We start from the raw sequence: 24,895 nt of genomic DNA, 5'->3' as shown, positions 1-24,895 counted from the left end.
CGCACGGCCGGTTCCCACCGGCGCTTCACCCGTCTGCCGTACACGGCGCGTCACCCCTTGCGGATCGCCCTCGGCATGGCGGGAGGCCCCGCCGAGCAAGGTCCGGTCGGCGCGGGGCGGTGCGGGATCGCTCCGGTGGCCGCCTGCGGGCCCCGGCGCTCGACCGGCCCTCACGCGCCGGGCATCAGCCCCGCCGCGACCGTCGCCCCGAGCTCCCAGCACGCCTCGGCGTCGGCCTTGCCGGGCTCGCCGGTGACGGTCACCGCGTCGGCCGCGCGGCGCCAGCCGAGGCCGGTGGTCACGGTCTCGATGGCGCGGACGGCGCCGGTGACGTCACTGCCGCCGTGGACGTAGTAACCGAACGGGCGGCCCCGGGTCTCGTCCAGGCAGGGGTAGTAGATCTGGTCGAAGAAGTGCTTCAGGGCGCCGGACATGTAGCCGAGGTTCGCGGGTGTGCCGAGCAGATAGCCGTCGGCTTCCAGGACGTCGGAGACGGTCGCGGACAGGGCAGCCCGCCGGACGACGCGGACGCCTTCGATCTCCGGTGTCGTGGCGCCGGAGACGACGGCCTCGAACAGCGCCTGGCAGTTGGGCGAGGGGGTGTGATGGACGATCAGCAAGGTAGGCACACCCCGCACCCTGCCGTGCGCCCGCGGCGCCTCGCAAACGGCGGGCGTGGCAGGCGGCCCGGCGGGGTAGGAGGCTGAGCACGGGAGAGACGGGAGGGGCAGCCGTGACCAGCGCGGACGCACTCATGGCCGATCCTCGCCCGCAGTGGCTGCCGGTGGGCTACCGGTGCCGCGCGGCGACCACCGCCGACGTGGACGCGATCCACGGCCTGGTCGCCGCCTGCGAACGCGACCTGTTCGGCCGCCCCGAGACCGCCCCCGACCGGCTCGCTGCCGAGCTCACCCGGCCCGGCCCGGGGCCGGAGTCCGGCGCGCTGCTCGTGTGCGACGGCGCCGGCGGGCCGGCCGGGTACGGCTGGGTGAAGGGTTCGCGGGCCAGGGTTCATGTGCACCCCGCGCACCGGGGGCGGGGACTCGGCGGGGCACTGCTCGGCTGGACCGAGACCCGGGCCCGGCACCTGGGCGGCGACCGGCTCGCGCAGACGGTCCCGGACGCCGATCGCGCCGCGGCCGCGCTCCTGCGGGCGGGCGGGTACTCCCGGCTGGTCACCGAGTGGCTGCTGGAGATCGCGCTGCCGCACGCACCGAGGGTGCCGGGCCCGCCGGCGGGCATCACCGTACGGCCGTTCCGGCACGGTGACGAACAGGCGGTGTACCGGCTCACCGAGGACGCCTTCGACGAGTGGCAGCCGCGGCGCAAGAGCTACCCGGAATGGGCCCGGCACACCGTCGGACGCGGCACGTTCCTGCCCGCCGCGTCCCCGCTGGCCTTCGCGGGCGACCAGGTGGTCGGGGCCGTGCTGTCGCTGGACGTACCGGGACACGACGAGGGCTACGTCGAGCGGGTCGCGGTGCGCCGCGACCACCGCGGCCAGGGCATCGCCGGCACGCTGCTGCGGGAGGCGTTCCGCGCCTTCCATCACCTCGGCAGACCCGCCTGCACGCTGTGGACGCACTCCGCCACCGGCGCGCTCCCGCTGTACGAGCGCCTGGGCATGACGGTCCGGCACAGCTCCACGGTCCACGGCAAGGCACTGGTCACCGGCTGACCGAGGGACCGCAGGTCGGATGGCGTTCGTCGCCGTCGGTGCCCTCGGTTACAGTGGCGCCCCTGAACAGGAGGGGAGCAGTAAGTGCAGGTCGGGGTGGGGTCCGGGTGGGGCGGCGCGGTCGTGGCGGTGGCTCTCGCGGCGGTGCTCGGCGGGTGCGCGAAGCCGGCGCACGACGGGGGGAAGAACGCCTCCGGCGCGTCTGCGACCGCCGGGAGCAAGGAGGCCAGGGCAAGGGCGGCGGCGAACGGCGGTTCGGTCGGGGCGGCCGGTTCCGACTGTGCGTTGCCCGTCCGTTTCGACATCGCCGAGCACTGGAAGGCCGAGGCGATCGACGCAGCGGCGGAGTCGTCGAAGTCCCCGAAGGACTCCGGCGGAGACCTGACCGGGACGCCGGCCGACTCCTTCCTGCGCCAGGGGCCGGTCACCGCCGCCTGCGAGATCGACGCCAAACCGGCGGGCCACATCGGCTTCCTGCGGGTGTGGACCGGCACCGGGACGAGTGCCGACGCGGGCAGTGTGCTGCGGGAGTTCGTCGCCGCGGAGGACAGCGTCAGCGAGGAGACGTACCACTCCGTCCGCACCGGCGGCGGCCTGACCGGCGTGGAGGTGGAGTACCTCTACACCAGCAAGCTTTTGGACGAGACCAGGAAGGAGACCGCCCTGGCGGTCAGCACGCCCGACGGTCCGGTCGTCCTGCACCTCGGCGGCATGGACACCGAGGAGCACGAGGCCATGCGACCCGCGTACGAACTCGCCAAGCGGACGATCGAGTTGACCTGAGCCCCCCCCGCCGCAGGCCGCTCACGCCCCGGCCCAGCTCCGGGCCGCCTGCGACCAGGAGGGGGCCGGCCGGCTCGGCGAGGCGGGCCCCCTGGAAAGACGGTCGGCCGTCGTGGGCGGCGGCCGTCAGTAACGGAGACGCCTGGCCCTGAGCAGCATGATCAGTCCCGACAGGGCGAGCAGCGTGCCCAGGGCGGCGGGCCACAGGTGCGCCCCGGTCTCCGCCAGTGCGCCCTGGGTGCCCTGCGGTGGTGACTGTGCGCCGGACGGCGGGACGTAACCGGCGGAGGTGGTCTGGGGGGCGGACACGGACGGGGTGGTCGTGGGCCGGGCGGACGCGGGTGCGGACGCCGGTGCGGACGTGGGCTCGGACGGTGCCGGTGCGGTGGGCTCGCCCCGCTTGGTGGCGTGGTCCTTCGGGGTGGCGTCGTCCTGCCGGGTGGTGCGGCCCGGCGCGATCGTCGCGTCGGTCCGCGGGGTCTCCCCGGCGTGGGAAACCGAGGGTGCCGGTGCGGAGGTACCGGTGGCGGTGCCGCCGGGCTGCTCCGTGACCGCGTCGCTCGGGGCGGCCGTCGTAGCGGAGCCTGAGCCGGCCGTGGGCGCCGCGGTCGCAGTCGAGCCGGAGCCGGCCGTGGGGGGCGTCGTCGCACCGGAGCCCGAACTCGCCGTGGGCGCCGCCGTCGTACCGGAGCCGTCGCCGCCGGGGCCGCAGGTGTGGCCGGAGTTGATGCAGTCGACCATCTGGCGCATCAGGTCCTCGTCGAAGACGTTGATGAAGTCGCCGTGGTCGGTGACGGGTTTGTGCAGTTGCTCAGGAAAGGAGTCGACCGCGAAGAGCGGGACCGTCCGGCCGCCGTCCGCAACGCTCGGCGCCTTGACGTCGTAGACGATCCGCTGCACCAGCTGCGGAATGGCGCGGAAGCCGGCCGGGCACGAGCCGTCGGGGGCGGTGAAGGCCACGTGGGTGCGGTGGTTGGCGCTGTCGATATTACGGCCGTCCCAGCAGCTCTGGAACTTGAAGGTGCGCACCACGTCACTGCCCGCCGGGCACAGCGGGTACTTGTCCTTGAGCTGCCGGTCCTCGTAACCGGTGCAGCTCCAGGACGCGTTGGCGTTGCCCGGCCCGTTGACGAAGGCCTTGGCGTCGCCGGTGATGATGCGCAGGAACCGTGGCATGGCGGTGACCTTGCCGCGCGGGTTGCCGACGAACGTCAGCGTGACCTGCTTGGGCGTGACGATCTGGCCCGCGTTGCCCTCCGTCCCGCCGCCCGGGGACCCGGCGTCCCGCTCCTGGGTGCCGTTCTGCAGACGCAGCACCGGCCAGTAGTACGTGGACTTGTCGCCCTGGTCGACACAGCTCGTCCCGGCCTTCGCGAGGTCGTCGTCGCTCGCGAAGGCGTTGTTGCCCTGGTTGCCGACGTAGTCGTGGAAGTGGTGGGCGCCGTTGGAGACGCCGGGGGCGACGATGACGTTGTCGGAGTTGCGCAGGCCGTTCGCGTTGACACCGCAGTCGGAGGTGAAGCTGCCGCGCGCGGCGTCGGCCTGCACGGGCGGGTTCGGCGCATCGGGCTGCACGGTGGTGATGTCCGCGTAGTCGGAGACGACGGGCCCGTTGCCGCCCTGACCGGCGCCGCCCTGCTGGGCACCACCGGCGGGGGTGGCCGTGGCCGGGGCGCCGCCGCTCGCGCCGTCACCGCCGGGGCGCAGGGTGCAGGCGGCCAGGGTGTCCAGGCCCTGTGGACGCTCCCCCGCCCGGTCGATGGCGTCGGCGATCCGCCCGATCGCCTCGGACCGCTGCTCCTTCAGCGGGTTCATGACCGTGTCGTCGACGGACCCGGCGTCCCGGCCGGTTGCCTGCCCCGACTGCTGGAGCTGCCGGTACGCGTCCGCCGTCTGCCGGTCGAGCAGGGCGAGTTCGCGGTCCACGTCGGGGCGGGCCGCGGCCGGTACGGTGGTCAGGCGGCTGCCGACGTCGGGGCAGTCGATGGTGGCCATGTCCGCGGACAGGACGTGCCCGGTTCCGTTCGTGCCGGATCCACCGCCCCAGCCCTCGCTCGCCGAGGCATAGACGTTCGCCGCGACGAGACCACCTCCGCCCAGCATCAGGGCGACCGCTGCGAGGGTCGCGCGTCGTACGCGGGTCGGGCGTCTGCGCTTGTTGCGTGCCAAGGTCGTCCCCTGTGTGGTGTGTGCGCCGGTCGGGGCATGGAGCTCCCCGGCCCCATACGGAGGACGGCACCCCCGTGTTCAACGGAATCGCGAATTCACCGGCACCTCACAGGAATACGCGGCTGTCATCTCTTCCCCTTCGAACGTCGCCGCGAACATCACACTTACGTATCGGACATTCCACGCCTCAACCTTCACACGAGGTACACACGTTGGCTAGGTTGACGCGAGGCCGCCCGGCGTTCGACGAAGCCCGGACGAAACGGCCCAACTGCCCTGTGGGGCAAGGAAGGAGCATGTCTTCCATGGCGCCGGAGAGCCGCGACGAGGTTCCGCAGCGGGACGAGGTCCGGCAGCGGATCGACTCCCTCTACGACCAGGCCGAGAACGCGACGGGCAACTACAACGCGACCCGGGCCATGGCGTCGGTGTCGCGCTCGCGGGGCGTCCCGCTGGCCAAGCGGCCGGGCCGGCGACCGGATTCCGCGCTCGACGAGGTCGCCCGGACGTGGTTCGACGGCGCACGCGCCAGGCTCGGCCCGACCGTGCCCGCGGCACTGCCCGCCGACCGGCGCCCCGATCGAGCGGCACCGACGGGGCGCCCCTGGGGCCGCAGGGGCGGGGATCTGCCGGGCGGCACACCGGACGCCCTGGGGGCGGGCCCCTCCGCTCGACGGTCCGAGGCCCTGGAGCGGGCCGTCGACCGCGTGGTGGCCGAGCTGGCGGCCGGCCGGCCGACGGATCCGGCGAGTCTTGCCCTGGCCGCGCGCGAGAGCGGACGCGCGGTGTTGCCGGGCCCGCGCCGCCCCGAACTCCCGCCCGCCACCCAGCAGTTCCCCGATGTGAATGCACCGCAGCTGATGCCGCCCACCCCGGCCGCCCTCCACCGGGAGGCCCCGGCCGGCCTCACTCCGGTGGAACCGGCCGGCCTCACTCCGGTGGAACCTGCCGGCCTCGGCCCGGTGGAAGCGGCCGGCCTCGGCCCCGCCGAGACGGCCCTCCTCCCGCTGGCCGCGCCGTCCGTCCCCCAGGGTGCGGCGGTCCAGGTGCCGAGGCTCCTTCCCGGCACCACAGCGCCGGACCGCCCGTCCCCCGGCACCTCCAAGGCGAACAACCAGCGCAAGCTCGCCGCCGCGAGCGACGTGGTCTCCCGTTACGCCGCCCGACTGGCCGTCCCGGCCACGCCCTTTCCGTCCGCACCCACCACGGCGGCACCGCCGGCCGCCGTTAGGACCGCACCCCCCGAGCCCGCTCCCGCCGAACCGCCGGCTCTCGTCACGACCGCACCCCCCGCGCCCCCTTCCGCCGTACCGCAGGCCGCCGTTGCGGCCGCGCCGCCCATGCCCGCCCTGGCCGTACCACCGGCTGCCGTGACGAGCACGCCACCGATGCCGATGACGGCCGTCGGACCCGGTTCCGTCACGACGATGCCGACAGCGTCCGCCGCGCCTGCGGGGTCGCCCTGGGCCGTCACGCCCGCGCCGCCCGCGACCGTCCCCGCGCCACCGCCCACCCCGACCGCTTCGGTCGCAGCACCCCCGTCCCTCATGCCTGCGCCGCCCGCGACCGTTCCGGCGGCACCGTCCACCTCCACACCCCTCCCGATGCCGCCGCCCGCTCCCGTGCGGCCGGCCTCGGACTTCGCGACGGGTCAGTGGCAGCAGCCGTCTGCGGCTCCCGGCGCGGCGGCGGCCGCGAGGCCCACCGTGGACGGCTGGACCGCCACCACCGCCCCCGCCACGGCCCCCGTCTCCGCTCCCGCCCCCCTCTCCGCGGCCGACGCCGGTCCCCTCGGCCTCGTTCCCGAGTCGTCACAGGCCGTGCGGGCCGCCAGGGCCATCGCGTTCGCCCGGGCTCAGATCGGCAAGCCCTGCGTCTGGGGCGCGACCGGGCCGGACTCCTACGACTGCTCCAGCCTCACCCAGGCCGCCTGGCGGGCCGCCGGGGTCACCCTGCCGCGGGCCGCGCACCAGCAGGCGCTGGCCGGTGCGGCGTGCACCCTCGCCGGGATCGAACCCGGCGATCTGGTCCTCTTCTTCGACGACGACCGGCATGTGGGCCTGTATGTCGGCGACGGCATGATGGTGCACGCGCCGGGCCCGGGGTCGTCGATACGCGAGGAGTCGATCTACGGCGCCGGGGAGTCGGCGATCCACCGGATCGTGCGGCCCGCCTGACGGCCCGTGGACCGGGGTCGGTGCCGGCCCCGGTGGGCCCGCCGGCTCTCGTAGTGGTCCAGCAACGTTTCTTCCAACGGGCGGTAGGTGAGGCCCAGTTCGTGGATGCTGCGGCTGTTGTCGACGCGGAATCGGATGCCGAGTTGCTTGCGGATGTAGTCCTGGGTGAGGCCGAAGGAGGGGCCCAGGATGCGTACCGGCCAGTGCGGGAGCCCGGTGCGCGGCAGCCGGAGGTCGCGGGGGTGATGGGCAAGAACGATGCGGGCCATGTCGTGGAACGACGTCATGGTCTCGGCGGCCACGATGTAACGCCCCGTCGCCGCAGGGTTCTCGGCGGCGGCGATGTGCGCGTCGGCCACGTCCCGGACGTCCGCAGTGGTGAAGCTGAAGTCCGGGGCGCCGTAGCAGAAGTAACCCTTGAACAGCTCGTCCAGCAGGAAGAGACTGCCGGAGTCGGACGCGGGCGTGAACGAAGGCCCCAGGATCAGCCCGGGGTTGACCGCCACCATGCGCCAGCGGTCCTGCGCCCCCTCGGCCTCCCACGCGGCACGTTCAGCCAGGGTCTTGGCGTAGTGGTAGGGGTTGTTCTCGACGGTGCTGGTGGTGTTGAAGTACCGCTCGGACAGCACCTGTCCCTCCATGGCGAGGACATCGGCGTAGTCGCCGAAGATCGCGCCCACGGTCGAGGTGAACACGAGGGTCCGGACCTCGGGGGTCCGCTCGATCGCCGCCAGCACATGACGCGTCCCCAGCAGGGCCGGGTCGACGACGTCGCGTCGGCCGTCCTTGATCCGCTCCGGCATCAGGAACGGCGACGCCACATGGAAGACGGCCGCGCAGCCGCGGAACGCCTCGTCGAAGGCGCGGTCCTCCAGCAGGTCGGCCTCGACGAGCTCCAGTTGACCGGGGAACGCCTCCTGCAACTCCCACAGCGGCCGGACCTTCGGTACGTCGGCCCGGTTCCGTACAGTGGCGTGGACCCGGTAGCCGCGCTCCAGCAGGCGTCGTACGAGATGGCTGCCGACGAAGCCGCTGCCGCCCGTCACCGCGACCGTCGTCCCCGTGCGTCCCGCCACGCCCGCCTCCCCTGCCCTCCCGTGCAAGGACAGGGTGGGGCACCGGCCGCTCCAGGGGAACACCCCCGACCATAAGAGGCCACTGGGGAAGTCATAAGATCACCTTATGAGGTCATAGACCGGACCCGCGTACCAACTTAGGTCTGCCTTAGTTTAGGCTTCCCGATCGAGTCGCCCATTCAGACGCGAAGGGAACCTGATCATGCCGCGCCCCCTGCGGGTAGCCATCGTCGGAGCCGGCCCCGCCGGGATCTACGCCGCCGACGCCCTGCTCAAGTCCGAGGTGGCCGCCGGCCCCGGCGTGTCCATCGACCTCTTCGAGCGGATGCCCGCCCCGTTCGGCCTGATCCGGTACGGCGTCGCCCCCGACCATCCGCGCATCAAGGGCATCATCACCGCTCTGCACCAGGTGCTCGACAAGCCGCAGATCCGGTTGTTCGGCAACGTCGACTACCCGAACGACATCAGCCTGGACGACCTGCGCGCCTTCTACGACGCGGTGGTCTTCTCCACCGGCGCGACGGCCGACCGCGCACTGCCCGTACCCGGCATCGACCTGGACGGCTCCTACGGCGCCGCCGACTTCGTCTCCTGGTACGACGGCCACCCGGACGTACCCCGCACCTGGCCGCTCGAGGCCGAGAAGGTCGCCGTGCTCGGCGTCGGCAACGTCGCGCTCGACGTGGCCCGTATCCTCGCCAAGACCGCGGACGAGCTGCTGCCGACCGAGATCCCGCCGAACGTCTACGACGGCCTGAAGGCCAACAAGGCCGTGGAGATCCACGTCTTCGGCCGCCGCGGCCCCGCCCAGGCGAAGTTCAGCCCGATGGAGCTGCGCGAGCTGGACCACTCCCCCAACATCGAGGTCATCGTCGACCCCGAGGACATCGACTACGACGAGGGCTCGATCGAGACCCGGCGCGGCAACAAGCAGGCCGACATGGTCGCCAAGACCCTGGAGAACTGGGCGATCCGCGATGTCGGCGACCGGCCGCACAAGCTCTTCCTGCACTTCTTCGAGTCGCCCGCGGAGATCCTCGGCGAGGACGGCAGGGTCGTCGGCCTGCGCACCGAGCGCACCGCCCTCGACGGCACCGGCAACGTCAAGGGCACCGGCGAGTTCAAGGACTGGGACGTCACGGCGGTCTACCGCGCGGTCGGATATCTCTCCGAGAAGCTTCCCAAGCTGCCCTGGGACGTCGACTCGGGCACGATCCCGGACGAGGGTGGCCGGGTCGTCGAGGAGGGCGGCACACCCCTGCAGTCCACGTACGTCACCGGCTGGATCCGGCGCGGTCCCGTCGGCCTGATCGGCCACACCAAGGGCGACGCCAACGAGACCGTCGCCAACCTGCTGGACGACTACGCGAACGGCCGGCTGCACACGCCGTCCGCACCCGAGCCGGAGGCCGTGGACGCCTTCCTCGCCGAGCGCGAGGTCCGGTTCACCACCTGGGAGGGCTGGTACAGGCTGGACGGCGCCGAGCGGGCCCTGGGCGAGCCGCAGGGCCGCGAGCGCGTGAAGATCGTCGAGCGCGAGGACATGCTGCGGGAGAGCGGGGCGTAGGTCCGCGATCCCGGAGGGCTCAGGGGGGCCGGCGCCGAGGCGCCGGCCCCCGCTGCGTTCGCACCGTGGCGGAGCCCCCGCGATCGGCTCGCGCAGTGGCACCGGCGGCAGCGGACGGACGCACGGCCGCACAGACCCGTCCCCGACCGCCCGGCAGGACGACGGGTGGCGACTTGCCGCTCTCCGGCGGCGGATGGGGCACCTCCAGGGACTGCGGACTGCCGCAGGCGAAGGCCGGTCGCCGTCACTGAGCGGCTCGGCGTACCGCGAGCTCGCGGCCGCCGTACACCGTCAGGGCCACCGTCAGGACGGCGAGCGCTGCGCCCTGGGCGAGGCCGCCACCGGTGTACGGGGGCGGCCCCGGGCGGCCCGAGCCGCGGGGAGAGGACCTCGCCCGTCAGCACACAGGCCGCGATGAGGAGCAGGCCCGGGGTGCCGGCGGGGAGCCGGGCCGGGGGCGCGTCGCGGTGCTGGGCCGCGCACAGCACGAGGGCCGGCGGCCAGGCGAGCTGAGAAGGGTCCCCGCGCGGGTGCCGGTGAACGGGGTCCGCCCCTGAGCGGATGGACGGACGGACCCCGTTCGCCGGACCATTGTGGGTACCGCAGGAGGGCGCGTACACGTGTGAACGACGGCCTCCCGACGCGTGCCCCACGCGCCCCGGGTGTACAGCGCGCGTCCCGTGCGCGGGGGCGCGTGGCAGCCGCGACGCGCCGCGTCCCGGCCCCGGACGACGTGCCGGCCGGCCGAGCGGTGATACTGGGAGGCGCACCCGCCCCCATCAGCAGATTGGCTCATGTCGAACTCCGCCACCGACCGCGCCGCCGTTCCGCAGACCCTCTGGGCGGCCCGCGGCCGCCACACCGGTCCGGCCCCCGAGGAGGTCGTCCGGCGCACCCTGCGCCGGCACAAGGACAACGGGGACATCGACGACTTCGCCGAACCCCCCGTCCCCGAGGACGCGGACCGGCGGGTCTTCGAGGCACGCTGGCGGACCGGTGGCACGGTCACCGTGCGGGCCCGGCTCACCCTCCTGGCGCGCGAGGGCCGGCCGCAGGGGCGGGAGTGGCAGCTCGTCGCGGAGGCCGAGCGCCCCTGGGACGAGACATGGCCGTCACCCGCGGCGCTGTTCTGGCCCGAGGGCGGCAGCGGCGAGGACGGCTCCTGGGACCACCACGCCACGGTCGCCGGGCTGCGCTTCCGGCAGGTCAACGCGCTGCCCGCGGACGACAAGGAGATGCGGCGCAGGCTGCGGGACGCGGCGCGCGAATCGTGGTGCGTCAACGTCGTCGTGCACGAGGCGATGACCCCGGACGAGCAGGGCAGGCTGCCGCTGGCCCGGCTGCTGCCGCCGGGTCTCAGGCACCGCGTGGTGGAGCACCGCGCCGCGCCGCAGCAGTTCCGGGCGGTCAACTGGGCGCTGAAGGCCCTGGGCGTCGAGGTGCCGCGCGGCGGTGCGGTGCTGCTCCCTCCGGACCCCGCTCCGGAGAGTTACGACGGCCGGGACCACAGCGTGCGCAGTGTCTTCCTGGACGGTACCGAGCCTGCCGAACTCGTCGCCGCCCTGCGGCATTTCGTCGCCCTGCCCCGGCCGCTGCCGCTCGGGATCGAGGAGGCGCTGACCGACCTGCGCGAGAACTGGACCCTGATGACCCTCCAGGAGGAGCTGGAGCGGGAACGGCGGCTGGTGGCCGTGTACGCCGAGGCGCTGGAGGCGATGACCAAGTCCCGGGACCTCTACAAGCAGGCCGCCGAGCAGGCCATGGAAGCCCTCGCCGCCTACCGCGACGTCCCCGCGCCCGCCCTGCCGCAGCAGCGGCCCGCGTCCCGGCCGCCGGGTACGCTGCAGCAGCTGACCCGGACGTTCGAACGGCTGAAGCTCACGGCCAAGGGCCGGCGACAGCCGGCGCCCGCCCCGCAGGACCCGGCCGAGACCTCGGCCGGCCACTCACCGGACCCGTCGGCGTCCCAGGAGTCCGCAGCGGAGAACGGTGGTGCACAGGCCGCCGACGGCGCGGACCGGCCGTCCTAGCGGTCCCGTCGGAGCACGGAAGGAGCCCGGATGGATTCCACCACTCTGCTGGCGATCGGCGCCGTCGTCGCGGCCGCGCTCCTCGCCGTCGCCCTCGGGCTCCTGGTACGGCTGGTGCGCGTGCGGCGCACGTTGCTGCGGGCCGGCCTGCCGGCCGGCCCGCGCTGGGTGTTCTGGGGCGCGGTCGCCTATCTGATCCTGCCCACCGACCTGCTGCCCGACCCCGTCTACCTGGACGACATCGCCGTGCTGCTGCTCGCGCTGCGCAGCCTGCGCGCCGCCCGGCCGCTGCCGCCGGGTCCCGCAGAGCGCTGAACGGCCGCCACGGGCCTCATCATGGAGCGATGCGGACCGGGTTCACCGGCACCTCCGGTACACCGGCCGCTCCGGACGTGGTCGTCGACGTCATGCGCGCGGCCGCCTGGGCGTTCCGGCGCGGTGCCGAACGGATCGTCTTCGCCGCGACACAGCAGGAGGCTCTGGACCTGAAGGCCCGTCACCCGGGCTGGCTCGCCTTCCAGGACGGCGCGCCGGTGCCCGGCTTCGACCTGGCCAACTCGCCCGCCCGGCTGCTTTCGCTGGACGTACGGGGCCGCACGGTCGTGCAGGAGACCACCGCCGGGACGGCCGGGGCGCCGTCCGTGGCGGACGCCGGGCTGCTGCTGTGCGCGAGCTTCGTCGTCGCCGGCGCGACGGCCGAGGTGCTGCGTCGGGCCCGGCCAAAGACGGTGACCTTCGTCGTCACCGGGGACGGCGGCGGGGCGGCGGAGGATCTCGCCTGCGCCGAGTACATCGCCGACCGCGTCCGCACGGCCGAGGCCGATCCGGGGCCGTGCCTCGAGCGGGCCCGGCGCTCCGACGCCGCCGCGCGGCTCGCCGACGGCGTGCGGCGCGGCTGGGCCGCTGTGCATCCCGGGGATGTGGCGATGTGCCTGGAGGCGGACAGCTTCCCGTTCGCCATGGCGGCCGCCCGGGAGGACGGCCATCTGGTGCTGCGTCCCGTGGACGCCGGGGGCGCGCGGCCGCACCGTGCGGAAGCGGTCCGCCCGGCCGGGTGACTCTGCGCGCGCCCTCCCGGCGGGCGCCGCCGGCGACAAGGGTGTCCGGCGGCACCGCCTGCACCACGCGGGCGGCCACCGGGTGCCGGGGCGGGCCCCGTATGGCGGCTCATCGGCGGGCGAGATCGGACTCGCGCGCGGCGGGATCGGCCACCTCAGAGGTGACCGCGTCCGTTCGCCCGCGCACGGCCGCCGTACCACCCGCCCACCCAGGAAGCGGTCGAGGGACCCGCCACGCCGGGACGGGCACCGGCGGGAGAAGGGCGGCGGTGCCGCGGAACAGCACCCTCCGACTCCCGCGCCGCGCCTCGCTCACAGTTTTCTCACCCCGCCCAGGTGCGTCGCACCGCCCTCCTGGCGCATTCTTGCTGTGTCATCCACCCTGAGGCGCACGGGACGAGGTAAGGGCGATGGCCAGGAGCGGTGGTGAGCAGGCGGTCCGTACGCGGGCCCGGCTGGCCACGCTGCTGGCCGACACCTCGACCGGCGCGCTCGGGGCGGCCGGCGGCCGGGTGGCCGGTGTGTATCTGCGGTCCGGCACCCCGGGCCTGCTGCGCCTGGCGGTGCTCGCGGGGCTGCCCGCTCCGCTGTTCCGGCCCTGGTGGCGGCTGCACGTCGCGCGGCCCTTCCCCGTCGCCGACGCCTACCGTCTCGGCGTACAGGTGGTGCTGGCGAACGCCGCCGAGACGGTGCGCCGGTATCCGCAGTTCGCGGCGGGCCTGCCCTTCCCGTTCGGGTCGGTGCACGTGCCGGTCCCGGGCGGGAGCGAGCCGCTGGGCGTGCTCACCGTGCTGCGCCCGGCGGTGTCGGACACCCTGGACGAGCTCCTGCTGGACCGGGAACTGCTCGCCCGGCTGGCCGAAGGGCTCGGCGCCGAGCTGGTCGGACTGGCCGACGGCGACGCCGGCGCGGTCGCCTGGGACGGCGAGCCGCTGGGCGTACGCCCGCCCGCGCGCCGGCCCACACAAGCGGCGATGGCGCGGTTCCGCTGGGATCCCGTGAGCTGCGCGGTGCGCTCGGACGACCGGTTGTGCGCCCTGCTCGGACTGAGCCCCGCCGACTTCGAGGAGACGGACACGGCGCTCGCGGACGCCCTGGCCCCCGACGACGCCGAGCGGATCCTGACCGCGCTGCGCGACACGGCCGCCGGGAAGCCGCCGGCGGCACCGCTCGGTCTGCGCGCGCGGGACGGCACTCCGCTGCTGCTGGACCTGTGGCCGGACGCCGGGCACGAGGGCGCGGAGCGGGTCGGCGGGGTGCTGTTCGGCGTGGGTCCCACCACCTCCGCGGACGGCGCGGCCGACCTGCTGCCCCAGGGCGTGTTCTGCCTGGACCGGCTGGGGCTGATCGTGTACGCCAACGAGGCCGCGGCCCGGCTGGTCGGCCGGGAGCGGGACTGGCTGGTCGGGCGGCCGCTGTGGGAGGCGATGCCGTGGCTGGCCGGTCCGCCGTACGACGACCATCTGCGCGGCGCGCTGCTGGCCCCGGATCCGGTGCACTTCCATGTGCGGCGGCCGGCCGACGGGCACGCCGAGTCCGACGGGGGAGACTGGCTCGCCATGTCGGTGCATCCCGGCGAGGACCTGCTGACCTGCACGCTCGTCCCGGCCAGCCGGATGGACACGCCGGTCGAGTCGCTCCTCGAGGAGCACGTTCCGGAGGACGCGGTGGCGGCCGGCCAGTCCATGGCTCCGCTGTACCGGCCGATCGCCCTCGCGATCGCCCTGACCGACGCGGTGACCGCCCGGCAGGTGTCGGCGGTGGTCATGCAGGAACTGCTGCCCGCGTTCGGCGGCCGGCGCCTCGCCATCTATCTGCTCCAGGAGCGGCATCTGTATCTCGCCTGGGAAACCGGGTTCCCGCAGGGGTTCCTCGCCCGGTTCGAGGGCATCGGACTGGACGCCCGGCTGCCGGGCGTGGAGTGCCTGACCACGGGCCGGCCGCTGTTCTTCGAGTCCATGCAGCAGCTGGCGGCCTCCTACCCCGGCATTCCGCTGGACGCCTACGAGGGTGCCCGCGCCTTCCTGCCGCTGATCGCCTCCGGCCGGCCGGTCGGCTCGTGCATCCTCGGATTCGAGGGCTCGCGCCGCTTCAGCACCGAGGAGTCCGCGGTCCTCACCGCGCTCGCGGGACTGATCGCGCACGCCATGGAGCGGGCGCAGCGCTACGACAGCGAGGCCGCCCTCGCCCGTGGGCTGCAGCAGGCGCTGCTGCCCCACCGGCTGTCCGCGCATCCGCTGGTGGAGACGGCCGGCCGGTATCTGCCGGGCACGCAGGGCATGGACGTCGGCGGTGACTGGTACGACGTGGTCGAGGCGGGGGACGGGCTCGCGCTCGTGATCGGTGATGTGCAGGGGCACGGGGTGCAGGCGGCGGCCACCATGGGGCAGCTGCGCAGTGCGGTGCGCGCGTTCGCGCTGGGCGACCGGCCGCCCGACGAGGTGCTGTGCGGCACCAACCATCTGCTGATCGACCTCGACCCCGGCCAGTTCGCCAGCTGCTGCTACCTGCGGCTGGACCCCGCGACCGGCCTGGCCCGGATCGCCCGGGCGGGGCATCCGCCGCCGCTCCTGCGCTCCCCCGGCGGGCAGACCCGGCTGCTCGACGTCCCCGGCGGCGTCGTCCTCGGGGTGGATCCGCACGCCCGGTACCCCGTGGCAGAGCTGCTGCTGGAGCCGGACGCGATCCTCGCCCTGTACACCGACGGGCTGGTGGAGCGGCCGGGCACCGACATCGACGACGGCATCACGGCGCTGCGGCTGGCGCTCGCCCGGGCCGGGGCCGCCGCCGTGGGCCGGGGCGGCCGGTCGCTGGGCGGGGTCGCCGACCGGCTCACGGCCGCCGCCCGGCATGCCGCCGACCGCCCCGACGACGTGGCGCTGCTGCTCGCCGCGCGTCGCTCGACCCCCGTGTCCCGCCGGTGACCGGGCCACGCCACTCCGATCGGCGGCCGCCACCGCCGCGGACGGTCTCGCCGGACGGGGCCGGGCAGTGTAGACATGGGCACATGGTGCGACTGCCCGGCCGGCCTGCCACACGGCCGACCCGTCCCTCCGGGCACCCGCGCCCAGCGCAGGGCCCGCGGCCGCACGCCTCGGGCGGGAACGGCGGCCGGCCCGGGATGCTGCGGTCGGCGTTGACCGGACGCAGCGTCGCCGGTCAGGTGTTCCTGCTCCAAGTGGTGATCGTGCTGCTGCTGGTCGTCTCCGCGGTGGTGGCGGAGGTGCTCCAGGTGCGGCACGACAGCGACCGCGAGGCACAGAACCGCTCCCTCGCCGTCGCCGAGACCTTCGCGCACGCGCCCGGCACGGCCGCGGCGCTGCGCGGCCCGGATCCCACCGCCGTGCTGCAGCCCCGTGCGGAGGCCGTCCGCAAGGCGACCGGCGTGGACTTCGTCGTGGTGATGAACACCGACGGCATCCGCTACACACACCCCAACCCCGCTCGCATCGGCAAGAAGTTCGTCGGCACGATCGGCCCGGCGGTGGCCGGAGGTACGGTCACCGAGCACGTCAAGGGCACGATCGGCCCGCTGGTGCAGGTCGTGGTGCCGGTGAAGGACTCCGCGGGCAAGGTGGTGGGTCTGGTGTCGGCCGGGATCACCACGGCTCACGTGGGCGGGGCCGCCGACCAGACGCTGCCGCTGCTCCTCGCGGCGGCAGCGGCGGCGCTCGCGCTGGCCCTCGGCGGCACGGCCCTGGTCGGCAGACGGCTGCTGCGCCAGACGCACGGCCTGGGACCGTACGAGATGACCCGGATGTACGAGCACCACGACGCGGTGCTGCACGCGGTGCGGGAGGGTGTGCTGATCGTCGGCGACGACGGCCGGCTGCTGCTCGCCAACGACGAGGCGCACCGGCTGCTGGACCTGCCCGATGACGCCGAGCGGCGCAGCGTGCTGGAGCTGGGCCTGGACGACGAGACGGCGACGCTGCTCGCCTCGGGCCGGGTGGCGACGGACGAGGTGCACCTGGTCAAGGACCGGCTGCTGGCTATCAACCAGCGCCCCACCGATGTGCGCGGCGGCCCGGCCGGCAGTGTCACCACGCTGCGCGACTCCACCGAGCTGCGCGCGCTGTCCGGCCGTGCGGAGGTGGCGCGCGAGCGGCTGAACATGCTGTACGACGCCGGGGTGGGCATCGGCACCAGCCTGGACGTGGGCCGTACCGCGGAGGAGCTGGCCCAGCTGGCGGTACCCCGGTTCGCGGACTTCACGACCGTGGACCTGTTCGACGCGGTGCTGCACGGCGAGGAGCCGAAGCCGGGGACCGCGCTGCGCCGCGCGGCTTCCGCCGGCATCCGCAAGGACGCCCCGCTGTACCCGGTCGGCGAGCGGATCCGGTGGGTGGCCACCTCGCCGCAGGCACGCAGCCTGACCACCGGGCAGTCGGTGCTCGTGCCCCGGCTGCGCGAGGCGCCCGGCTGGCGCGCGCAGAACCCGGAGCGCACCGGTCAGGTCCTGGCGTACGGCGTCCACTCGCTGATCACCGTGCCGCTGAGGGCGGGCAGCCTGGTGCTGGGTGTGGCGAACTTCTGGCGTTCGGAGAAGCCGCAGCCCTTCGACGACGAGGAGCTGGCCCTCGCCGACGAGCTGGTCGCCCGGGCGGCGGTGTCCATCGACAACGCCCGCCGGTACACGCGCGAGCACAGTATGGCGGTCACCCTGCAGCGCAGTCTGCTGCCGCGCTCGCTGCCCGAGCAGGGCGCCCTGGAGATCGCCTACCGCTATCTGCCGGCGCAGTCGGGGGTGGGCGGCGACTGGTTCGACGTCCTGCCGCTGTCCGGTGCCCGGGTGGCACTGGTGGTGGGCGACGTCGTGGGGCACGGGCTGCACGCGGCGGCCACCATGGGCCGGCTGCGCACGGCGGTGCACAACTTCTCCGCGCTCGACCTGCCGCCGGACGAACTCCTCGGCCTGCTGGACGAGCTGGTGAGCCGGCTCGACCAGGACGAGACCGCCGCGGACGGCTCCGCGGCGATCACCGGCGCGACCTGCCTGTACGCGGTGTACGACCCGGTCCAGCGGCGGTGCGCCATGGCCCGGGCCGGCCATCCGCCGCCCGCGCTGGTGCACCCCGACGGCCGGGTCGAGTTCCCGGAGGTGCCCGCGGGACCGCCGCTGGGGCTCGGCGGGCTGCCGTTCGAGACGGCCGAGCTGGAGCTGGCTGAGGGCAGCCGGCTGGTGCTCTACACCGACGGGCTGGTGGAGGACCGCGAGCGGGACATCGACGTCGGTCTCGACCTGCTGCGCGACGCCCTGCGCGGCACCCCGGACGCCTCGCCGGAAGAGACCTGCCGCGCGGTCCTGGACCGGCTGCCGGCCCGGCCCAACGACGACGTCGCGCTGATCGTCGCCCGCACGAGGGTGCTGGGCCCCGGCCGGGTCGCCGAGTGGCAGGTGCCGACCGACCCGGCGGCGGTGTCGGAGGTGCGTTCCGCCGTGACCCGGCGCCTCGCCGAGTGGGACCTCGACGAGCTGACGTTCACGACGGAGCTGATCCTGAGCGAGCTCGTCACCAACGCCATCCGGCACGGCCGCGGCCCGATCGGCGTACGGTTGCTGCGCGACCGCACGCTGATCTGCGAGGTCTCGGACAGCAGCACGACCTCGCCGCATCTGCGGTACGCGGCGACCACCGACGAGGGCGGCCGGGGCCTGTTCCTGGTGGCGCAGCTCGCCGAGCGCTGGGGCACCCGCTACACCCCCCAGGGCAAGGTCATCTGGGCGGAGCAGCCACTGCCGTCGGCAGGAGTCCCCCGAGCTCCTCAAGACCTGGAAGTCCCCGGGTTCCTGTGACGCACCTGGTCCGCCGCGGCGGCCGGTCGCCGCTCCCGGGCACGACGAGACACGGCGAAGGCCCGGCGGACCCCGGCGCGGCGTTCGCCAAGCTCGCCGGTGCCGTTCAGGGCACCTGGCTGCATGCCGACCGGCCGCGACCGCGGTCCGCCGGGCCTGTCCCGGTTCACCGGTTCGCCCGAGCGGAGGAGGCGGTCAGGCGCTCAGCCGCTCGCGCAGCAGCTGCTTCCCCATCTCCGCGCCCTTGCGGCTGTCGGCCTGGGCCTTGTGGAAGAGGTCCACGAGCGCGTTGTCGTGGTCGCGTTCGGCGTCCTGGATGTACGTCTCCAGGCGCAGGGCGTTGTCCAGGCACGCCTCGACGTACCAGATCAGGTCGTAGTTCTTGTCGCGCGTCCCGGTGACGCCACCGGTCTCGCTGGTGCTGGTCATACGGGGTCTCCTCCTTCTGTCGACCCTGCGTCGTTCTCCTTGCGGAGACTCCCGGGTACCCGTGCGGCCTGCGCACACACAGCCCTCTCGGTCAGCCGAGGGCGCGGTCGAGGTTGAAGGCGGCGCTGATCAGGGCGAGATGGGTGAACGCCTGCGGGAAGTTGCCCTGTTGCTCGCCGGTGCGGCCGATCTCCTCCGCGTACAGGCCGAGGTGGTTGGCGTAGGTGAGCATCTTCTCGAAGGCCAGCCGGGCCTCGTCGAGCCGGCCGGCCCGCACCAGAGCCTCGACGTACCAGAACGAGCAGATGGAGAAGGTGCCCTCGTCGCCGCGCAGCCCGTCGGGGCTGGACTGCGGGTCGTAGCGGTAGACGAGCGAGTCGGAGACCAGGTCCTCGGTGAGGGCGTCCAGGGTGGACAGCCACTTGGGGTCGGTGGGGGCGACGAACTTGCCGAGCGGCATCATCAGCAGCGAGGCGTCCAGGACGTCGCCACCCTCGTACTGCACGAAGGCGCCACGCCGTTCGGACCAGCCGCGGTCCATGATCCACCGGTAGATCGTGTCGCGGGCCTGGCTCCAGCGGAGCAGGTCGGCGGGCAGCCCGCGCCGGCGGGCGAGCCGGATGGCCCGCTCGATGGCGACCCAGCACATCAGCCGTGAGTAGGTGAAGTTCCGGCGGCCGCCGCGGGTCTCCCACACACCCTCGTCGGGCTGGTCCCAGTGGTCGCACACCCAGTCGACCAGCTGGCACACATCGTCCCACTGACCGCTGGAGATCGGCTGGGCCCACTTGTCGTACAGGTAGATCGAGTCGATCAGGGCGCCGTAGATGTCCAGCTGGAGCTGCCCCGCGGCGGCGTTGCCGACGCGGACCGGGGCGGAGCCCTGGTGGCCCTCCAGGTGCGGCAGCACTCGTTCGGGCAGCTCGGTGCGGCCGTCGATGCCGTACATGATCTGCAGCGGCGCGCCGCCTTCGGCGGGGTCGCAGGGGCTGACATGGGTGGTGAGGAAGCGCATGAAGGCATCGGCCTCGCCGGGGAAACCGAGCCGCAGCAGCGCGTAGACGGCGAAGGCGGCGTCGCGCACCCACACATAGCGGTAGTCCCAGTTGCGCTCGCCGCCGAGCTGCTCGGGCAGGCTGGTGGTGGGGGCGGCGACGATGGCGCCGGTGGGGGCGTAGGTGAGCAGTTTCAGGGTGAGCGCGGAGCGGTGCACCATCTCGCGCCAGCGGCCCCGGTAGCGCGACTGGTGCAGCCAGCGCCGCCAGTAGGTGACCGTGGCGTTGAACTCGTGCTCGGCCTCGGCACGAGCGCAGCCGCGGGGTGCCACCGCGCCGCAGAGCTGGTCGAGGGCGAACACGGCGGTCTCGCCCTCCCCGAGCTTGAAGTCGGCGCGCGCGTCCCGGGCGTCGCACTCCAGGTCGACCGTGGACGTCAGCGCCAGGCACTGCTCGGCGGAGTCGAAGACGACGACGCCGTCGACGGTGCGCAGGGTGTGCGGCACGGCGCCGTAGCCGAAGCGCGGGGCCACCAGCACCCGGAACGGGACGGTGCCGCGGACGCACACCACGCGGCGGATCAGCCGGTGCCGGCCGGCCTCGCCCACGCCGTCCGAGGTGACGGGCATGAAGTCCTGCACCTCGCCGACGCCGTCCTCGGTGAAGAACCGGGTGATCAGTACGTTGGTGTCGGGGAAGTAGAACTGCTTGGTACGCGCGCGTACGGCGGCGGCCAGCTCGAAGCAGCCGCCGCGCTCGGAGTCGAGGATGGCCGCGAAGACGCTGGGGGCGTCGAAGGACGGACAGCAGTACCAGTCGATGGTGCCGTTCGTGCCCACCAGGGCGACACTGCGCAGGTCTCCGATGAGTCCGTGCTCCGCGATCGGCAGATAGCGGGGGCTGGAGCTCGAGCGGATGTCCTCGGGAAACGGGGTCTCGGCCATCGGCGGCCTCCCGGTGAGCGGTGCGAGATATTTCCAGCTTAGGAGCGAGTGCCCTCCGGTGGCGTGGGAAGGCGCTGCGGGGAATGGTGAGAGTGTGCCCCGTTCGGCGGCACCGGCACGGATGCGGTCATCCGGACCGAGGAGGAGGCATCATGTCGAAAACCACACCCGACGAATCCCGGTCGTCCGACGACCACTGCACCCCGGACGCCCTGCTCCACTCGGCTCCCTCCAGGGATGTCACCCCGGAGGACCTGGTGATGGCGGCGGGCAGGGACGTCACCCCGCAGAACCTCGACTGGGCACGCCGCAAGATGGAGAAGGAGGGCCCGACAGCCATCGAGAGGCTGCTGCCGTAGGGCGGTCCGGGGAAGCAGGGGACTCCAGTCGCCAACGGGGGTGGGGCGGGCCGGCCTGAAGGGGCGCGGGCCCGGGTGTGAGGTGCAGCTCCGCCGCGGGGCGTGAACGACCGGCACCCAACGCACCGCGTCGTTGCCGTACCCGCCCCGGTTCCAGCACAGCTCCAGCGGCTGCACATGTCCGTCGGCGTCGCTCACCCGCTCGCCCACCGCGTGCTCGCCCAGCGCCGCGGGCCAACCCCATCGGTTCCCCTCCGGGGCGGCGTCGAGTGCCTCACCGGTCCCGGCCGCACCACCCCGGGAAACCCGGCGGCACCCTCGGGGCGCGCGGCGAGGGGCATGCCGTGCTTGCGGGTGGCCGAGGAGAGCGGGCGGGGGCCGCAATTCCCGTGCGGTTCGGGGGATTTCGCCTCGGCGATCCCTTCCGGAGCGGGCCGGAGGACTGACAGACTCCCGAGGGTGCCCGACTTCGACTTCGACATGCTCGTCATCGGATCCGGACCCGGCGGTCAGAAGGCCGCCATCGCCGCGGCCAAGCTGGGCCGCCGGGTCGCCGTCGTCGACCGCCCCGACATGCTCGGCGGGGTCTCCCTGCATACCGGAACCATCCCTTCCAAGACCCTGCGCGAGGCCGTGCTGTACCTGACGGGTCTCACCCAGCGCGACCTGTACGGGCAGAGCTACCGGCTGAAGGACGAGATCACCGTCGCCGACCTGACCGCGCGCACCCAGCACGTGGTCGGCCGCGAGGTGGACGTCGTCCGCAGCCAGCTCGCCCGCAACCACGTGACCGTGTACTCCGGTACGGCCCGCTTCGCCGATCCGCACACCGTGGCGCTGTCCGAGCTCTCCGGACGGGAACGGCGTCTGAGCGCGGGGCACATCGTCATCGCCACCGGCACCCGGCCGGCCCGCCCGGACACGGTCGAGTTCGACGGGCGGACGATCATGGACTCGGACAACGTGCTCTCGCTGGAGCGGGTGCCGCGGTCCATGGTGATCGTGGGGGCCGGCGTGATCGGCATGGAGTACGCCTCCATGTTCGCCGCGCTGGGCAGCAAGGTGACCGTGGTGGAGAGGCGCCCCGGGATGCTGGACCTGTGCGACGTGGAGATCGTGGAGTCGCTCAAGTACCACCTGCGGGACCTGGCCGTCACCTTCCGGTTCGGCGAGACCGTCGCCGCCGTCGAACGCCATCCCCGGGGCACGCTCACCGTGCTGGAGAGCGGCAAGAAGATCCCCGCGGACACGGTGATGTACTCGGCCGGCCGGCAGGGTCTCACCGACGAACTCGACCTGGGCAGAGCCGGCCTGGCGGCGGACGCGCGGGGCCGGATCAAGGTGGACGAGAACTACCGCACCGAGGTGCCGCACATCTACGCGGTCGGTGACGTCATCGGCTTCCCGGCACTCGCGGCGACCTCGATGGAGCAGGGACGCGCCGCCGCGTACCACGCGTGCGGGGAGCCGGTCGGGCGGATGCACCAGCTGCAGCCCATCGGTATCTACACCATCCCGGAGATCAGCTTCGTCGGCCGGACCGAGGACCAGCTGACCGAGGACCGGGTGCCGTTCGAGGTGGGCGTGGCCCGCTACCGGGAGCTGGCCCGCGGGCAGATCATCGGGGACTCGCACGGCATGTTGAAGCTGCTCGTCTCGAGCCGGGACCGGACGCTGCTCGGGGTGCACTGCTTCGGCTCGGGCGCGACGGAGTTGATCCACATCGGGCAGTCCGTGATGGGGTGCGGGGGGACGGTGGACTACCTGGTCAACGCGGTGTTCAACTACCCGACGCTGGCCGAGTCCTACAAGGTCGCTGCGCTGGACGCGACGAATCGCCTTCGCCAGATCGACCGGCTGGATTAGCGCCGTGTCGGGTGCTCGTCGACACCGGGTGCGGGTCGTCGGCGGTTGCTCGCGCAATTCCCCGCGCCCCACGCCCCCTCAGGTGGGACCAGGGCCCTCGGCTCGAGAGCTCAGGCGTCTTCCTCCACCACGTGGACCGCGGCCTCTTCCGCGGCCGCCGCTCCCCCGTCGATGCCGACGTCCCTTGCGACCTCCTCCTTGACCGTGTCGGGGTGGGCGCCCTCGTCGGGGGCGACCAGGCGGCCGGCCCGGGACCCGCCCGCCTCAGGGTCCACCGGCTCGCCCTCACCGCCCGGCAGGTCGCCGATCTCGTCGCCGGCCGTCGGCTGCGCGTCGGGGACTTCCTGGACGAGCCGTTCGTCCAGGGTCTCCCCCTCGCGCTGTTCGGCGGCGGTGACGCCGTGTTTGCCGACACCCAGGGGGCGTTCGGGCGGGGAGTAGCCCTCGTCGAGGATGTCGTCGTAGGTGCGCTCGTCGACCGCGTCCTGGAGGTCCAGGGGACCGGCGTCCTCCTGCTCCTCGTTGCTTCCGGTGGGCTGGTAGGCGTCGTCCGCCATCGGGGTCTGCTCGGACTGCGGGTCGCTCATGGTCGCCTCCCTCTGGGCTCGCGGGCGGTCCTGGTCCGCGTTTCCCGGAAGCGGGCGGCTAACCCCCGGTCAGGATCCCGACTGCTCCGCCGGGGCCAGGCCCTGCGTCCACTTCTCCTCGATGCGGCCCGCCTTCCACACCACCAGGGCGACGGCCCAGGTGGCGAAGAAGAGGCCGACGATGACGAAGCCGACGGTGTTGAGGTCGAGGCCGGAGACCCAGTCCCAGAAGCCGCCGTGCAGGTCGAGCTTGTCGGCGAGGAGGCCGAGGAGTTCCACCGTGCCGATGATCAGGGCGACGGCCACGGACAGGCCGGTGATGGTGAGGTTGTAGTAGACCTTGCGGACCGGCTTGGAGAACGCCCACTCGTAGGCGAAGTTCATGAACGAGCCGTCGATGGTGTCCAGCAGCGACATGCCGGCGGCGAAGAGCACCGGCAGGCACAGGATGGCGTACCAGGGCAGGCCGGAGGCGGCGCCGGAGCCGGCGAGGACCAGCAGGGCGATCTCCGTCGCGGTGTCGAAGCCGAGACCGAACAGCAGACCCAGCGGGTACATCTGCCACGGCTTGCTGATGGAGCCGGTGACCCGGCCGAGCAGGCGGTTCATGAAGCCGCGGTTGTTCAGCTGCGTCTCCAGGGCGGCCTCGTCGTAGGCGCCGGAGCGCATCTGCCGGAAGACCTTCCAGATACCCGCCAGGATGACGAGGTTGATGCCGGCGATGAGGTAGAGGAACGTGCCGGAGACCGTCGTACCGATGAGGCCGGTGACCTGGTGCAGGTGCGAGTTGTCGTCGCGGACCGGACCGGCCAGGGTCTTCATGCCGAGCGAGAGCAGCAGGGAGAGACCGAAGACGATGCTTGAGTGGCCGAGGGAGAACCAGAAGCCGACCGACAGCGGCCGCTGCCCCTCACCCATCAGCTTGCGGGTGGTGTTGTCGATCGCCGCGATGTGGTCCGCGTCGAAGGCGTGCCGCATGCCGAGTGTGTACGCCGTCACGCCGATGCCGATGCCGAACGACTCCTTGCCGACACTGAAGTGCTGCGGCGCGATGATGCCGACCAGCGTTCCCCAGCCGATGACGTGCAGCGCAAGCACGAAGGCGGCCATGCCACCGACCCTGGTCCACTCCTGTCGGGTCATGGAGCCTCGTATCCGGCGCCAGGCCGAGCGCTTGGCGTCGGCCCGGGCGGGGAGGGACGGTGCGGAACCAGGGGCGGCCGTCATCGGCAGGGTCGTCCTTCGGTCGTGCGGGGTACGGCTGCACAGCACAGCCTTGTGCCATCAAATCGTACCTGCAATACGTGTGCAGTAGTGGGTCGGTAAAGGCAGCGGCAGGCCTTTCCCATGAGAAGGGAAAGACCTGCCGCGGTGGCCCGG

Annotated in this window: 18 protein-coding genes; 11 read left to right on the top strand and 7 right to left on the bottom strand. The window is 73.4% G+C overall.

Annotation, left to right across the window (positions count from 1 at the left end; all coding sequences use genetic code 11):
• Positions 1-170 precede the first annotated feature (170 nt).
• Complete coding sequence (locus AB0L59_RS09930) at positions 171-629, bottom strand: NAD(P)H-dependent oxidoreductase (protein ID WP_365581321.1); 459 nt, start codon at positions 627-629, stop codon at positions 171-173.
• 104 nt (positions 630-733) lie between these two features.
• Between AB0L59_RS09930 and AB0L59_RS09925 the strand changes: the two genes are divergently transcribed.
• Positions 734-1,678: a GNAT family N-acetyltransferase gene (locus AB0L59_RS09925; RefSeq protein WP_365581320.1), complete on the top strand. Its 945-nt coding sequence runs from the start codon at positions 734-736 to the stop codon at positions 1,676-1,678.
• Positions 1,679-1,762: 84 nt separating this feature from the next.
• A complete protein-coding gene (locus tag AB0L59_RS09920) occupies positions 1,763-2,461 on the top strand; it encodes a lipoprotein (protein WP_365581318.1) in 699 nt (232 codons plus the stop codon).
• Between the two features lie 126 nt (positions 2,462-2,587).
• Here the strand turns inward: AB0L59_RS09920 and AB0L59_RS09915 are convergent, their stop codons facing one another.
• Positions 2,588-4,564 carry a DUF1996 domain-containing protein gene (locus AB0L59_RS09915; RefSeq protein ID WP_365581622.1) on the bottom strand — a complete coding sequence of 659 codons (1,977 nt, stop codon included), beginning with the start codon at positions 4,562-4,564 and terminating at the stop codon, positions 2,588-2,590.
• 362 nt (positions 4,565-4,926) lie between these two features.
• Here AB0L59_RS09915 and AB0L59_RS09910 point away from each other — a divergent pair, with 362 nt between their 5' ends.
• Positions 4,927-6,807 carry an NlpC/P60 family protein gene (locus AB0L59_RS09910; protein WP_365581316.1) on the top strand — a complete coding sequence of 627 codons (1,881 nt, stop codon included), beginning with the start codon at positions 4,927-4,929 and terminating at the stop codon, positions 6,805-6,807.
• On the opposite strand, the gene AB0L59_RS09905 is transcribed toward AB0L59_RS09910, so the two are convergent.
• The gene (locus AB0L59_RS09905) at positions 6,759-7,883 is read right to left on the bottom strand and encodes an NAD-dependent epimerase/dehydratase family protein (protein WP_365581315.1); all 1,125 of its coding nucleotides are present in this window, start codon (positions 7,881-7,883) and stop codon (positions 6,759-6,761) included. The two genes, AB0L59_RS09910 and AB0L59_RS09905, sit on opposite strands and share 49 nt — an antisense overlap.
• A 202-nt stretch (positions 7,884-8,085) precedes the next feature.
• On the opposite strand from AB0L59_RS09905, the gene AB0L59_RS09900 reads away from it, so the two are divergent.
• The 6 genes from AB0L59_RS09900 to AB0L59_RS09875 all read left to right on the top strand — a co-directional run bounded on the left by AB0L59_RS09900 (position 8,086) and on the right by AB0L59_RS09875 (position 18,335).
• Positions 8,086-9,450: an FAD-dependent oxidoreductase gene (locus AB0L59_RS09900; RefSeq protein WP_365581313.1), complete on the top strand. Its 1,365-nt coding sequence runs from the start codon at positions 8,086-8,088 to the stop codon at positions 9,448-9,450.
• 794 nt (positions 9,451-10,244) lie between these two features.
• Entirely contained in the window at positions 10,245-11,480 is a 1,236-nt protein-coding gene (locus AB0L59_RS09895) for a hypothetical protein (protein WP_365581311.1), read from the top strand.
• A 30-nt stretch (positions 11,481-11,510) separates the two neighbouring features.
• Entirely contained in the window at positions 11,511-11,795 is a 285-nt protein-coding gene (locus AB0L59_RS09890; RefSeq protein ID WP_365581309.1) for a DUF1232 domain-containing protein, read from the top strand.
• A 29-nt stretch (positions 11,796-11,824) separates the two neighbouring features.
• Complete coding sequence (locus AB0L59_RS09885; RefSeq protein ID WP_365581307.1) at positions 11,825-12,538, top strand: 2-phosphosulfolactate phosphatase; 714 nt, start codon at positions 11,825-11,827, stop codon at positions 12,536-12,538.
• A 410-nt stretch (positions 12,539-12,948) separates the two neighbouring features.
• Positions 12,949-15,462: a SpoIIE family protein phosphatase gene (locus tag AB0L59_RS09880; protein WP_365581306.1), complete on the top strand. Its 2,514-nt coding sequence runs from the start codon at positions 12,949-12,951 to the stop codon at positions 15,460-15,462.
• A 197-nt stretch (positions 15,463-15,659) separates the two neighbouring features.
• A complete protein-coding gene (locus tag AB0L59_RS09875) occupies positions 15,660-18,335 on the top strand; it encodes a SpoIIE family protein phosphatase (protein WP_365581620.1) in 2,676 nt (891 codons plus the stop codon).
• A 195-nt stretch (positions 18,336-18,530) separates the two neighbouring features.
• Here AB0L59_RS09875 and AB0L59_RS09870 read toward each other — a convergent pair whose 3' ends face one another.
• The gene (locus AB0L59_RS09870) at positions 18,531-18,764 is read right to left on the bottom strand and encodes a hypothetical protein (protein WP_362125572.1); all 234 of its coding nucleotides are present in this window, start codon (positions 18,762-18,764) and stop codon (positions 18,531-18,533) included.
• 91 nt (positions 18,765-18,855) lie between these two features.
• Complete coding sequence (locus tag AB0L59_RS09865; protein WP_365581303.1) at positions 18,856-20,703, bottom strand: glycoside hydrolase family 15 protein; 1,848 nt, start codon at positions 20,701-20,703, stop codon at positions 18,856-18,858.
• A gap of 152 nt (positions 20,704-20,855) precedes the next feature.
• Here AB0L59_RS09865 and AB0L59_RS09860 point away from each other — a divergent pair, with 152 nt between their 5' ends.
• Together AB0L59_RS09860 and sthA are read left to right on the top strand one after the other, a co-directional pair.
• Positions 20,856-21,062, top strand: a complete 207-nt coding sequence (locus AB0L59_RS09860) for a hypothetical protein (RefSeq protein WP_365581301.1) — start codon at positions 20,856-20,858, stop codon at positions 21,060-21,062.
• A 459-nt stretch (positions 21,063-21,521) separates the two neighbouring features.
• Complete coding sequence (gene sthA / locus AB0L59_RS09855) at positions 21,522-22,928, top strand: Si-specific NAD(P)(+) transhydrogenase (protein WP_365581300.1); 1,407 nt, start codon at positions 21,522-21,524, stop codon at positions 22,926-22,928.
• A gap of 110 nt (positions 22,929-23,038) precedes the next feature.
• Here the strand turns inward: sthA and AB0L59_RS09850 are convergent, their stop codons facing one another.
• Positions 23,039-23,515 carry a DUF5709 domain-containing protein gene (locus AB0L59_RS09850; RefSeq protein ID WP_365581298.1) on the bottom strand — a complete coding sequence of 159 codons (477 nt, stop codon included), beginning with the start codon at positions 23,513-23,515 and terminating at the stop codon, positions 23,039-23,041.
• Positions 23,516-23,584: 69 nt separating this feature from the next.
• Positions 23,585-24,742 (bottom strand): HoxN/HupN/NixA family nickel/cobalt transporter, encoded by a 1,158-nt coding sequence (locus AB0L59_RS09845; protein WP_365581297.1) that lies wholly within the window; start codon positions 24,740-24,742, stop codon positions 23,585-23,587.
• Positions 24,743-24,895 lie beyond the last annotated feature (153 nt).

It is taken from the genome of Streptomyces sp. NPDC052109 (assembly GCF_040680195.1).
Taxonomy (GTDB): Bacteria; Actinomycetota; Actinomycetes; order Streptomycetales; family Streptomycetaceae; genus Streptomyces.
The sequence above is the reverse complement of the archived record's forward strand: the minus strand, read 5'-3'. Positions and strand labels throughout refer to the sequence as shown.